Origin of the sequence: Idiomarina sp. X4, from assembly GCF_002808045.1 — a bacterium.
GTDB lineage: Bacteria > Pseudomonadota > Gammaproteobacteria > Enterobacterales > Alteromonadaceae > Idiomarina.
In genome coordinates this window covers 945,912-959,530 of sequence record NZ_CP025000.1, presented here as the reverse complement: position 1 = coordinate 959,530, position 13,619 = coordinate 945,912, and the positions used below count along the sequence as shown (strand labels likewise).

9 protein-coding genes are annotated in these 13,619 nt (G+C 48.4%); 7 read left to right on the top strand and 2 right to left on the bottom strand.

Going from position 1 to position 13,619, the window contains the following annotated elements:
- Positions 1-28: 28 nt before the first annotated feature.
- Genes CWC33_RS04630 through CWC33_RS04610 form a run of 5 tightly spaced genes read left to right on the top strand, consistent with a single transcriptional unit; the run spans position 29 to position 7,143 of the window.
- Entirely contained in the window at positions 29-2,692 is a 2,664-nt protein-coding gene (locus tag CWC33_RS04630; RefSeq protein WP_100690972.1) for a M14 family zinc carboxypeptidase, read from the top strand.
- A 31-nt stretch (positions 2,693-2,723) separates the two neighbouring features.
- Positions 2,724-3,386, top strand: coding sequence for a potassium channel family protein (locus tag CWC33_RS04625; protein ID WP_100690971.1), 663 nt, complete (start codon positions 2,724-2,726; stop codon positions 3,384-3,386).
- Positions 3,383-4,753: a TrkH family potassium uptake protein gene (locus tag CWC33_RS04620; RefSeq protein WP_100690970.1), complete on the top strand. Its 1,371-nt coding sequence runs from the start codon at positions 3,383-3,385 to the stop codon at positions 4,751-4,753. Before CWC33_RS04625 ends, CWC33_RS04620 begins: the two co-directional genes overlap by 4 nt.
- Before the next feature lie 32 nt (positions 4,754-4,785).
- Positions 4,786-6,678 (top strand): methyl-accepting chemotaxis protein, encoded by a 1,893-nt coding sequence (locus tag CWC33_RS04615; RefSeq protein ID WP_100690969.1) that lies wholly within the window; start codon positions 4,786-4,788, stop codon positions 6,676-6,678.
- Between the two features lie 27 nt (positions 6,679-6,705).
- Positions 6,706-7,143 (top strand): DUF4399 domain-containing protein, encoded by a 438-nt coding sequence (locus tag CWC33_RS04610; RefSeq protein ID WP_100690968.1) that lies wholly within the window; start codon positions 6,706-6,708, stop codon positions 7,141-7,143.
- On the opposite strand, the gene dinB is transcribed toward CWC33_RS04610, so the two are convergent.
- Complete coding sequence (gene dinB / locus CWC33_RS04605) at positions 7,140-8,210, bottom strand: DNA polymerase IV (protein ID WP_100690967.1); 1,071 nt, start codon at positions 8,208-8,210, stop codon at positions 7,140-7,142. The genes CWC33_RS04610 and dinB overlap by 4 nt on opposite strands.
- A gap of 83 nt (positions 8,211-8,293) precedes the next feature.
- Between dinB and CWC33_RS04600 the strand changes: the two genes are divergently transcribed.
- Positions 8,294-8,719 carry a c-type cytochrome gene (locus CWC33_RS04600; protein WP_058576586.1) on the top strand — a complete coding sequence of 142 codons (426 nt, stop codon included), beginning with the start codon at positions 8,294-8,296 and terminating at the stop codon, positions 8,717-8,719.
- Between the two features lie 222 nt (positions 8,720-8,941).
- The gene (locus tag CWC33_RS04595) at positions 8,942-11,542 is read left to right on the top strand and encodes a sensor domain-containing phosphodiesterase (protein ID WP_100690966.1); all 2,601 of its coding nucleotides are present in this window, start codon (positions 8,942-8,944) and stop codon (positions 11,540-11,542) included.
- Here the strand turns inward: CWC33_RS04595 and rep are convergent.
- Positions 11,539-13,551 carry a DNA helicase Rep gene (gene rep, locus CWC33_RS04590; protein WP_100690965.1) on the bottom strand — a complete coding sequence of 671 codons (2,013 nt, stop codon included), beginning with the start codon at positions 13,549-13,551 and terminating at the stop codon, positions 11,539-11,541. The genes CWC33_RS04595 and rep overlap by 4 nt on opposite strands.
- Positions 13,552-13,619: the final 68 nt, after the last annotated feature.

Here is a 13,619-nt window from a genome sequence, read left to right as displayed (position 1 = left end):
GCGGCGCGCAAAAGCAACAGGAATGACCATGCGCAGTCTCAAAATTGCGGCGCTTGTCGCCGCTTCTTGGTTTGTTTTTCCCTCACATGCCCAGCAACTGGCTGGAGAAAGCTCACTGCTACCTGAAGCCAACTATGCCGATTCGGAAGTAACGGTCGAGCAGGTGCTTGGTTATCCAATAGGTACCAAGATAACCAGCCCGGCAGACATGAGTCGCTATTTTGAGGCGCTGAAAGCGGCTTATCCTAAGCAGGTGAAGCTGTTGGAGTACGGCGAGAGTTGGGAAGGTCGTAAATTGTATTATGCGGTTATCTCCAGCGAAGAGAACATTGCCGACTTTGACAACTTTATGCAAGGCATGCAATCACTGGCGGATCCGCGTAAGACCAGTCGCAGTCAAGCAGAAAAACTGATTAACGAGCTACCAGGTAGTATCTGGTTGTCTTACGGGGTTCACGGCAACGAAATTTCCTCGCCGGAAGCCTCGATGATGACGGCGTATCACTTGTTGCATGATCAGCGCGAACAAACACAGCGCTGGTTAGACAACACCATGGTCTTTATTGACCCACTGCAAAACCCAGACGGGCGAGCACGTTTTGTTGACCGCTACTATATGAGTGTTGGCCTGGAACATTCGGGTGATCGCCGTAGTGCTGAACATAATGAGCCCTGGCCAAACGGGCGCACAAACCATTATTTATTCGATATGAACCGTGACTGGATTGCACTCACGCAACCAGAAATTAGCGGCCAAATTGAGGCTTTGCTGAAGTATTACCCGCTGGTGTTTGTTGACCTGCATGAAATGGGCGGCGACTCAACTTACTACTTTACGCCGGAAGCGCGTCCTTATAACCCGTTAATTACAGAGTCTCAGCGCGAAAGCTTGAACTGGATAGGCAAAAATAACGGCCAGTGGTTCGACAAAAAAGGGTTCGACTATTTCACTCGCGAAATTTTCGATGCGTTTTATCCGGGCTACGGTGCCAGTTGGCCGCTTTATTACGGCTCGGTGGCAATGACGTACGAAATGGCGTCCGCCCGCGGTCATTTGTTTAACCGCAAAGACGGTGACGTACTGACCTATGCAGACGGCGTTCAACAGCACTTTATTGCGTCTATTTCGACCATTCAAACGGTGTCGGAACGTCGTGAAGCGTTATTACAGAAATTCTGGGATTATCGTCAGTCCGCCGTTGAAGCGGGTGAAGACGGCGACGTTCGTTCGTTGATTTTACCGGCAACAGATGACCCTGCTGGCGCACGCAAGCTGGCGTCGCTACTGGTTGAGCAAGGTATCGAAGTGCAGCAGGCAGAGCAGGCTTTTGAAGTGTGCGACGTTGACTACCAATCGGGCGCTTATATCGTTGATATGGCGCAACCCTCGCACCGCCTCATTCGCACATTAATGGACGAACAGGTCGACATGGCAGATGATTTCCTGAAAGAGCAGGAAAAGCGTCGCAAGAATAACCTGCCAGACCAAATATATGACGTAACCGGCTGGTCGTTGCCACTGATGTTTAATGTGGACAGCCACAGTTGCGACGACCTGCCTGACGTGCGAACCGCAATGGTTGAAGAAGGTCGTATTGCCCCGGGTAAAGTAATTAATCCTGATGCAGAAGTAGCTTATTTAGTGCGCTGGGGCGACATGAACGCGGGGCGCTTTTTAACTTCTGCCTTACGTGAAGGCTTAAGTGTACGCCAAAGCGAGTTAGCCTTTATTCATGAAACAGCGGGCGAGTTTCCAAGTGGTTCTCTTATTCTGACGGTTGCGGATAACGGTAGTGAGCTGTCACAAACTCTGCAAAAATTGGCGGAAGAGTCCGGCGCGACAGTGGAAGGTGTCGATACCAGCTGGATAACTGAAGGTCCGAACTTTGGTTCGCACAATGTCAGTCAGTTAGAAGCCCCGAACATTGCCATTGCCTGGGATGAGCCAGTCAGTGCCTATAACGCTGGCCACACTCGCTTCGTGATTGAACGTCAAATGGGCTACCCAGTGACCGCTATTCGCACCATGCAGCTGATTCAGGATGACTTGGACGGCTTAGATGTACTGATTTTGCCGGAAGGCGGGTATGACAGCGTATTCACTGACGGAACCATCGAGAAAATAAAGCAGTGGGTTTCAGATGGAGGGGTCTTATTGACCTTAGGTGGTGCGTCAGCTTGGGCTGTCGATGCGGGTCTTCTTAGTACGAAGCTCGAGCGCAAAGTACCGGAAGACGGTGTGGAAAAGCCAGTGGAAGAGCTGAAAATTGACGGCAAAGTGATTGAAAGCCGGGAACAATTTTTAACGGAAATAAAACCGCATGGCGCTGATCCAGACTGGGTGCCGGGTGCGTTGTTAAATGCGCAAGTCGATACTGACCATTGGTTAAGTGCGGGTGTAAAACCGCAGGTCGTCAGCATTTATAATGGCAACGACGTGCTGACCCCTATCGACATTAACCATGGTCGCAACATTGCGTGGTTTGCCGACGCAGATACGATGCTGGCAAGCGGTTTCTTATGGGATGATATTGCTAAGCAGCTGCCTTATAAGCCGTTGCTAATATGGCAACCCAGCGGAAAAGGTATGGTGATTAGCTTTACTCAAGAGCCAACCTACCGGGCTTACATGGATGGCTTGAACACCTTGCTAATGAATGCGCTGTTCCTGGCACCAGCGAAAGCGCAATAAGAGCGTGACAATAGCTTAGGAGGAGTAAAACATGGCTGAATTTGGTGTTATCGGTTTGGGGCGTTTCGGCGCCCGAACCTCAATGGAGCTTTTAGACCTTGGACATCACGTGATTGGTGTCGATTCAGACGAAAAAGCCGTTGAAGCCATGGCAGAAGTGCTGACGCATTCAGCCATAGCCGATGTGACCGATGAAAAAGCGCTGCAAGAGCTCGACCTCGCCAATTGTGAAGTCGTCTTAGTGGCCATTGGCGAGGATCTTCAAGCCAGTTTGCTGTGTGTTTTGCACCTGAAAAGCATTGGTGTAAAAGAAATTTGGGCCAAAGCCACGTCTAAGTCACACCATCAGATTCTCTCCAAACTGGGGGTGAGCCGCATTATTCATCCGGAAGAGGAAATGGGCATTCGTGTAGCGCAGTCACTGAATTACCCCATGGTGAATGAATACATGTCGCTTGGGCATAACTGGTTTTGTGTGGAAATTCATATTGGTGAGTATTTAAAAGGGAAAACCTTGAGCGACATTTCATCCGAGGACTCTGAATTCTTTCATATTCTTCTGCTGAAAAAGCGTGACGAAGTAACAACTAACCCACCAATGGGAATGGAGTTAGAAGGTAACGAAACGTTAGTCATGGCTGGCAGTTTAAAAGCGCTTAAATCTATAGCACCAAAACTGAAAGAACGTTCATGAAACAGTGGCTACCTTCTTTAGCTTGGCTGTATCGTAGACCAGGGAGACGTAAGCGTAAGGCGTTTAAGGCAAGCCCTCCGGTCATTCTATCAGGAGGCTTTGCCTGTTTGATCTTGCTGGGCACGTTATTACTGAAAATTCCCGGCGCCACCGAACAGCCGATAACTTGGTTAGAAAGCTTGTTTACCGCGACCTCGGCAGTCACTGTAACTGGGTTGGTCGTGGTTGATACTGGTGCTACCTACAGCGTGTTTGGGCTTACCGTACTAGCGGTGCTGATACAGGCAGGTGGTTTGGGCTTCATGACTTTTGCGGTATTGGCCGCTATGTCGATTGGGGGACATGTCGGCCTTCAGCATCAGCTGATGGCTAAAGAAGCCATGCACCAGACCAGTCTTGCCAATATTGGCCGTACGGCTAAAGCAGTGGTGTCTTTGGCATTGACAGTTGAGGCCGTTGCCGTGGTGGGTTTAACGCTAACGTGGTGGAGCGACAAAGGCTTTATGGACGCCTTATCGGAAGCGATATTTTACGCCATCTCTGCCTTTAACAGTGCCGGCTTCGTGCTCTCGCCCAATGGTTTAGTCGATTACGCCAGCAGTATTCCAGTGAACCTTATTGTCAGCATTTTATTTGTCATTGGTGGTCTGGGCTTTTCAGTTATTACTAATATTGCAGAGAAGCGGCGATGGCATGACTTTTCGGTGTATACCCGTGCCATTTTAATCGCGACGGTAATTATTAATGTGCTCTCTGTGGCTATTATTTGGTTGTTAGAAATGAATAACCCGGCCACCTTTGCCAATTTGAGTATTGGGGATCAGGCAATGGCGGCCTGGTTCCAGGCAACAACGCCTCGTTCAGCGGGTTTTAATACCGTTGATACCGGTGCGATGACCGAAGCGACGGCGGTTTTCACCTTGTTGCTGATGCTCATTGGTGGCGGCTCGATGAGTACTGCCGGTGGTATTAAACTCGGCACTTTTATTGTGCTGTTAGTGGCTACGTATGCTTTTCTAAGACGTCGCGAATACGTCACTTTACTGAACAGAACGGTACCACAAGAAATTGTTATGAAGGCTTTGGCGGTGACATTAGTCACTCTGACTTTGATGTTTCTGGGGATATTTCTCCTAATGATTTTGAATCCGCTGCCGTTTATAGATATAACCTTTGAAGTTTTATCGGCGTCTGCGACGGTCGGGCTCTCAAGAGGTATTACTGCTGAGATAACGGCAGCAAGCCAGGTGATACTGGTGTTTTTAATGTTTGCCGGTCGTGTCGGGCCATTAACTCTAGCGTACTTTTTAGCCACGCCACGTAAGCGACACATACGTTTCCCTGAAACCGATATTCAGGTTGGCTAAGCAAAACTTATAATAAAAAGCGATTAAAAATCATGCTGAAGAAACTGAAGTTCACTCAAAAAGTCATTGTCGCTGCATCGGCGATACTGGTGTTGGTCTTGGGTATTTTTACGTTGACTAATTTTTTGCAAATGTCGACGCAAACCAGGAGTGATCTTCAGCAGCAAATGCAGGCATTGTCGGACTCGGTGTCGAACAATATCTCACAGTGGTTTAATGACCGTATGAGCATTGTGCAGGCGACTGCCAACGTCTATGAGCCGTCTGACTCAACCGAGCGCGCGCTGGAACGCGTGCAGCAGTCGAAAGCGGCAGGTAATTTTAAAAACGTGTATTACGGACTCATTGACGGCACCTTTTTACTCGACGATACCAGTATTGACTTACCTGACGACTATGACGCCCGCAGCCGTCCCTGGTATCAGCTGGCGGTTGATGAAGGGCAGCCAACCTACACGACGCCTTATATTGACGTAACCACAGATGAGCTGACGATTACCGCCGTTGTGCCTATGGAACGGAATGGTCGCTTGGTGGGAGTGGCTGGTGGCGACATGATGCTGGATGATATTTCCGCCATTATTAACGACATCGATTTCATGGGCATGGGACAGGCCTTTTTGGTCAGTGATAGCCGAAATATTTTGGTTCATCCGAATGAAAAACGAATTGAGACCTCTTTAAATGACTACATAGACAGCTCTGTGTCGTTCTCGTCGAGCTTTAAAGAATACCAAGTGGATGGCCAGGATAGCTTGGTCTCTTTTCATAAAATTAAAGGCATTCAAGGCGTTGACTGGTATTTGGGGGTCGTCATTGATCGAACAAAAGCTTATGCCGATGTGTCGACGTTTGGCTGGACCGCGGTTGTTTACTTAGTACTGGGCATTGTCGCTGTTGTTGTGTCGATGAGCTGGTTGCTGAGGTTATTACTCAAACCGCTACGCCGTCTGAATGAGGCGGTAACGGATATTGCCCGAGGTGAGGGCGATTTAACGCAGCGGCTGCCGGTAGAGTCAGACGATGAGTTCGGTGTTGTGTCGCAGCGTATGAATGAGTTTATCGAGCGAATTCAGAATGCACTACAAGAAGTGACGAGCGCAGCAAAACAAGTCGAACAAAATATCAGTAGTATGACGAAAGCCAGTGACGACTCAATGCATATTGGTCATGAGCAGGCGAATAAGGCGAACTCCGTGGCAACGGCAATTAATGAGCTTGGCGCTAGTGCGACTGAAATTGCAGACAGTGCTGCGAAAGCATCGGCACAAGCGAGCGCGGGTAGTGAAAAAACAACAGCGGCACAGCAGGCCTTGCAACATAACCGTCAGCAAATTCAACACTTATCTGAACGAATGGACGCGTCGGGACAAGCAATAGGCAAGCTAGACGAAGACACGCAAAACATTGGCCAAATTATTGAAGTGATAAAAGGCATTACCGAGCAGACAAACCTGCTGGCGCTTAACGCGGCGATTGAAGCTGCGCGAGCCGGTGAAGCCGGTCGTGGCTTCGCTGTTGTCGCCGATGAAGTTCGTAACTTAGCCCAGCGCACCTCTGATTCGGCGGCCGAAGTTGAAAACATGATTGAGAAAGTTCGACAGGGCACCAAGTCAGCAGTCAGTGTGATTGAAGAGAGCCGTGAAATTAGTGACGCTTGTGTCCAGAGCGCGGAGGAGTCGGCTGAGCATATGAGCGAAATCGACGCTATTATTTCGCAAATTGACGAGGTGAACCACTCGGTTGCATCAGCAACAGAACAACAAACGTCAGTGATCCAAACTCTGGACAAAGACATTATGGATATCAGTAGTATGAACGAGCAAAGCGTCACCAACCTGAACAATACGCAGCGAGCGTGTGGAGAATTAAGCCGCGCCTTTGAGCGCTTGGAAGAATTGGTGACACAGTTTAAACTGAATTGATAGACATCAAATAAAGGAGTTATGGTTATGAATAAGGCTTGGATGATTGGCGCACTTGCGCTGATAGGGACGCCGGTATTGGCAACGGCTGAAGCCGCTCAAATGGACAGAACGGAAGCGTCAGCCGACGCACAGGCTTACATTATTTCACCTCAAGACGGTGAAGTGGTTGGCAAAACCTTCAAAGTGAAATTTGGCTTGAACGGTATGGGGGTTGCGCCAGCGGGTGTCGATGTGAAACATACTGGGCATCACCACTTATTAATCGATAAAGACGAACTGCCGGCGATGAATAAACCGATGGGTGGTGACGTGATTCACTTTGGTGGCGGTCAAACAGAAACCATGGTGACTTTGGAGCCGGGCGAACACACTTTGCAGCTTATCCTGGGTGACAAAAATCACGTACCACACGACCCAGCGGTTGTATCTAAGAAAATCACCATTACGGTAAAAGGCGACTAATCGAGCTCAAGCTCAAGTTGCAGCTGTTCACTGGGATCAGGTAATGCAGCACTGATCCCTAACAGCCTTACCCCTTTCCCTTTGCCTCGTTGCCAGGCTTCGCTCAGCAACTCATAGAACAAACTGGGCGACACAAACTGAGTGCTTCTGGAAACCGTGGTTTGAGTAAAGTCTGAGAATTTCAGTTTAAGTGTTTGGCTTCGTATGGGCTGTTCACGCCAGTGTTTTACTTTCATGCGTTCACGAAGTTTTGGCAGTAAATTTTCCTGCACGTAAGTTTGTGCCGTTGACTCTAATTTCATGTCTGACGTTAATGTTTGCTCCACGCCAACACTTTTTCGAATACGCTCAGTAACGACTTCCCGCTTGTCGCGACCATGGCAGCGCTCAAACAATACATAACCAGCTTTTTCGCCCAGTATTTCCTGAAGTTGTTGCAGTTCTATATTCTGAATATCTCTTCCCGTCATGAGCCCATAGTTAGTAAGTACTTGCTGACTCTTAGGGCCGACGCCGGGTATTTGCTTCAGGTTCAGTTTGGCTATGTAGTCGAATACCTTATCAGGAGGCACCACAAACTGACCATCGGGTTTGCGCTCTTCGCTGGCAATTTTGGCAACCATTTTCTGGTTGGAAATGCCAGCTGATCCGGTTATTCCTAATGACTGTATCCGCTCTCTTACTGCACTCATGGTTAATGTTGCACTGCCCCGGTACAGTTCGTTGTGAGTAAGGTCTAAATAGAATTCGTCAATAGAGGCTGGCTCTACCCGGTGTGTTACTTCATAAAGAACATCGAGCACTTGATTGGACAATTCCCGGTAATACGCACCATCGGGTTTGACGAAGGTCAGTTGAGGACACAGTTTTCGTGCCTGACTGCCGGGCATGGCACTGCGAACGCCGTATTGACGTGCCAGGTAATTCGCTGTGGCAACCACACCCCGCTCGCCGCCGCCACCGACCGCAAACGGGCGGTGTTTAAGCGCTGGGTTACGCAATTCTTCCGCCGATGCGAAGAAAGCATCCAGATCCAGAAGAGCAATTTTTCGGGCAATTTCAGCCAAGTGTTTATCCTTTGCGCATTTGTGGTTATAATCGCATCCACTAACTGGGCGTGCAAGAACACCAGCCATTTTAGGAGAAACCAGTGAGAGTTATGAATTCATTCTTTGTAAAAAGTGTTTTAGGTACTTTGTCTTTATTGTTTGCGCTGTCTGTAAGCGCTGCGTCAGTACAAGACGACATGTCTCGCGAAGCGATTGCTGAGCGTATTAAACCTATCGGTAAACATTATGTGGCTGGTGAGAGCAGCGCGGCGGAAGAAAGCAGCGGTCCACGTTCAGGTCAGCAGGTCTATGATAAGTTCTGTACTGCATGCCATACCAGTGGCGTTATGGGTGCTCCGAAAATTAATAATGCGGCAGACTGGGAAGAGCGTCTGGCTCAGGGTATGGATACTGTATTGAAGCATGCAGTTGAAGGTTTTAATGCGATGCCGCCCAAAGGCACTTGCAGTGACTGCTCTGAAGAAGAAATTCAGGCCGCAATTGACTACATGACGAAAGATATCTAAGTCAAAAATTCTATTGTAAATGTCATAAAAGGTCGCTTGTTGCGACCTTTTTTAACGTCAATTGACGTGATCTCCTATTATTTTTTCTCTGAATATTCAAATTTTTTCGCAAAATCTTTCCAAACGTCTGACCACTGTCTATACTACCTCTCTGTTAAAAAAATTAACATCTGTTGATTAAGTGTGCTTGGCAAGGAGTGTCGTGCTTACAGGTAAGCAAAAATGACAGAAGGAAAGGTAAACAAGACGGAAGTTCGGCAACTAGAGAGTGAAAATGAACGCCTGAAAAAGGTTGTTGATAGACTCAAGGGGCTGACCCAAAAGTACCGTTCCGCTGAAGTGGTCCAAAAGGCGCTGTTCCGTATTTCGGAGCTGGCGGCTTCCGCGCGTGAAATGGATAATTTCTACCGCTCCTTGCATGGAATTATTGGCGAGCTGATGTACGCTCGCAACTTCTATATTTGCCTATATGACGCGAAACAAGAGATTGTCGACTTTGTTTATTTTGTCGATGAAATAGACCAAGACACAATTTTTGAGCAAGTTCCTATCGATCAGTTAAGTAAAGGCCTTACTGGCTACGTTTTGCGAAAAGGACAGCCACTGCGTTGCCCGCCAGAAGTCTATCGGCGTCTAATAGAACAAGGCGAAATTGAAGGGCTAGGAGCTGAGCAACAAGATTGGCTGGGTGTCCCTTTAAAGCATGGCAATGCGACTATTGGGATAATGGTGGTCCAAAGCTATAACGAAGATGTTCGGTACGACAGTGCGGACGAAGACTTATTGATGTTCGTTTCTCAGCACGTTGTCAACGCGTTGGAGCGTTTGAAGCAGCGCGACCTGATGCAAAGTGAAATTGAGCATCAAACGGCAGAGCTGCGACACGTTAACGAAAGCTTAATGAGTGAAATTACGATTCGAGAGCGTGCAGAGCAGCAGACATCAGTATTATTCGCTATCTCTGAATTAACGAATACGTCAGATGATATGGGCGCGTTTTACCGGCAACTACACCGACAAATTGGCAAGCTCATTCACGCCGATAACTTCTATGTTGCGCTACTGTCTGACGATAAAAAGTTTCTTCATTTTCCTTACCATGTCGACGAAACCGGTAACAAAGCCGAGAAAAGACGGATCGGTAAAGGTTTAACTGAGTACGTTATTAAAAAACGCGAGCCTGCTTTTATTGACTCGAGTAAACGGCAACAGTTACTCAAAAAAAATGAAATTGAGCTTGGCTATGGCGGTATGAAGCTCGCGAAGCAGTGGCTGGGTAGTCCGCTGATGATGAACGGGCAAGTGTTTGGCGTTATCGCCGTGCAAACGTATGACGGTGAGTTTCTTTACAAAAGTGATGACTTAGAGCTTCTTAACTTCGTATCTCAGCACGTTGCGGTGGCGATTGATCGAAAACGTTCCGCAGAAGAGATACAGCGTGTTAACCAGTTTCTTGAAAAGAAAGTGGCGGAACGCACTGAGGAGCTGGTTTCAGAAATTGAACGTCGTAAGAAAACAGAGTCGAACCTGTTCCACGCGGCGCATCATGACAATTTGACCGGATTGCCGAACCGAATCTTATTTAATGAGCGATTAAAGCAAGCCGTAGCTCATAAACGCCGCCACCCGGAACATCACTTTGCGGTGTTGTTTGTTGACTTAGACCGCTTTAAAAATATTAATGATACCCTGGGTCACTCTGCCGGCGATGAGTTTTTATTAGAGGTCAGTAAACGCATTGGCGCCTGTGTCAGAGATAACGATATGGTTGCTCGCTTAGGTGGCGATGAGTTTGTCATTTTGCTGGATACTATTACCTCTATTGAGGACGCAAAGGACGTGGCCAAACGTATCATTCAACAAATGAATGAGCCTTTCCAATTAAATGGCCAAGAGCATTATTCCGGCGCCAGTATTGGTATCGCTGAGTGTCTTGAAAAAACCGACTCAGCTGAACGTCTGCTGCGTGACGCCGATGCCGCCATGTATCAGGCGAAGGGCATGGGACGTGGCCGTTACGTCTTGTTTGACGACAGCATGCACGAATCATTGGTAGACAGCGTTCGTAAAGAAACAGCGTTGCGGCACGCAAAAGTTGAGAAAGATTTCGGTGTCACTTACCAGCCTATTGTGCAGCTTGATAGTGGAGAGATAACAGGCATTGAGGCGCGCATAGAATGGCAAGACCCGCGTTATTCATTCGACAGTAGTGAGTTGTTGCCGCTTGCGGAGCGCACCGGGCTTATTGTGAAACTTGATCGTTATGCGCTAAAAACTGCCTGTCAGTGGGTAACAAAGAAAAGTCTTCCCAAAAACGTGATGTTGCATGTGAATTTATCGGTGCGCCATTTGCTTAAAACAAGTCATTTGAACGAGCTGGTTAATATCGTACTGGATAATGGTGTTAAACCGGAGCAAGTGGTTTTAGAATTTGATGAAACCTCATTAGTGCAGGACGGTCGCCGAGTGCTCGCCAGCCTGAGACGTTTATCTGAATTTGGCTTCACGTTAGCGATAGATAATTTTGGTAGTGGTTCAGGACCGCTTCAGTTCCTGTATAACTTCCCGTTCAGTATTTTGAAGCTCGACCATCATTACATTGCCCGTCTGGGCAGCAATTCGCGCGCGCAGGCCATGCTTAAGCATATTGTGACGTTGTGCAACGAGCTGGATATTCAAGTATATGCGGATGGCCTGGAAACCGAAGGTCAAAAGCAGGACGTTGAAGCTCAGGGGGTTGCAGTAGGACAAGGCCGTTTTATCGATACCCACTATGAAGTGGAACTGAAAAAGGACGATGGCAGTCACTTTGTCTGTGCCTAAGATTTCTTCAACGCATTTTTTAGCATGGCCAGCCCCTGACTTCGTTGCTCTTCCCGCTCTTCATCCGACTTTTGCTTGCGGTGTTCCCATTCTAAATCGTCCTGCGGTAATTCCAGCAGAAAACGGCTGGGCTGCGGCTCAAGCTTTTCACCGAACTGTCGGCGCTCTTTCGCCATAGTGAAGACTAACTTATGCTGTGCCCGGGTTATGCCCACATAAGCTAGCCGACGCTCTTCTTCAATGTTGTTTTCATCGATACTGCTTTGGTGCGGTAGCAATCCCTCTTCCATCCCCACCAAAAACACGTGGGGAAACTCCAGACCCTTGGAGGCGTGCAGGGTCATTAACTGTACTTGCTCGAATTGCTCATCCTCTTCATTACGGGACATCATATCGCGCAATGACAAGCGGCTGACCACCTGGTCGAGTGACATCGGCTCATGCTCAGCGTCACCTTTTAGCATATCGGACACCCAGCGATGCAGTTCGTACACATTCTTAATGCGCATTTCGGCCGCTTTTGCACTGGGGCTTTGTTCAAACAACCAGTCCTCGTAGCCAATTTCGCTGAGTAACTGTCGCACTGCATCGCTGGCATCTTCCTGATGATCAGCCTGACGGGCCAGGGTATCTATCATGTTGCGGAACACGTCCACATGCTGAAAAACACCGGTGTTGAGCTGCGTTTTTAAATAGGGTGACTGGCAGGCTTCAAATAAGCTGCAACCTAATTCCTGCGACAAACGACCAATGCGCTCCACAGTTTGCGGACCAATGCCACGGCGCGGCGTGTTAATAATACGCAGGAACGCGGTGTCGTCTGTCGGGTTCACCAGTAAGCGCAGGTAAGCCATAATATCTTTTACTTCTGCGCGGGCAAAGAACGACTGGCCACCGGTGATTTTGTAGGGAATGCGGTTGTTCATCAGGGCCTTCTCAAACAAGCGCGACTGATGGTTTCCTCGGTATAAAATGGCAAAATGGTGGTAAGGGGTTTTGCGCAAAAAGCGGTGCTTTACTATTTCTGCCACCACACGTTCGGCTTCATGTTCTTCATTCCGGCCAAAGATAACACTCAGCGGTTCGCCGTATTCCATCTCAGAAAACAGCTTTTTCTCAAAGACGTGTGGGTTATTTTCAATGAGTATGTTGGCTGCTTTCAGAATACGGCCGTGGGACCGGTAATTCTGCTCCAGTTTCACCACTTCCAGTTGCGGAAAGTCCTGTTTTAACAATGCGAGGTTCTTCGGCTGCGCACCGCGCCAGGAGTAAATGGACTGATCATCGTCGCCCACTACGGTAAAACGGGCTCGCTCGCCCACCAGCAACTTGACCAGTTGATACTGGCTGGTGTTGGTGTCTTGATATTCATCCACCAATAAATACTGAAACTTTTTCTGCCAACGCGCGCGGGCGTTTTCGTTAGTTGCCAGCAATAAGGTCGGTAGACGAATCAGGTCGTCAAAGTCGACCGCATTACAGGCACTGAGATTATTTTGGTACTGCTGGTACACTTGCGCAAAAGCGTTTTCCTGATCATTATTCGCTTTTTGCAACGCCTGCTCCGGTGACAGCATGGCGTTTTTCCAGTGACCTATTTGATGCTGACAGGCTTGAATCAGGGCTTTGTCGCCCTCAAATACATCTTCAGTAAGGGCGTTTAGCAGAGCGTAAGTGTCCTGATCATCAAACAACGAAAAACCGGGTTTGAAGCCCAGTGTGCTGAGTTCGCGCCGGATAATATTCAGTCCCAGAGTATGAAAAGTGCACACGGTTAGACCGCGCAACTGCGCTTTTGGCAAGGTTTGCGCAATACGCTCTTTCATCTCTTTGGCGGCTTTATTGGTGAAAGTCACCGCACCAATTTGGCGTGCCGTGTAAATTTGCTGACGAATAAGGTAGGCAATTTTCTCGGTGATCACCCGGGTTTTACCGCTACCGGCACCGGCCAGCACCAATAGAGGTCCCTGAGTATAATGTACAGCCTGATTCTGGCGATCGTTCAGCATGGGCGCTGTGGAGTTCCTGATTCGTGAAAAAGCCGATAAGAAGCTCGGATTTTACCTGAATCTCCTGC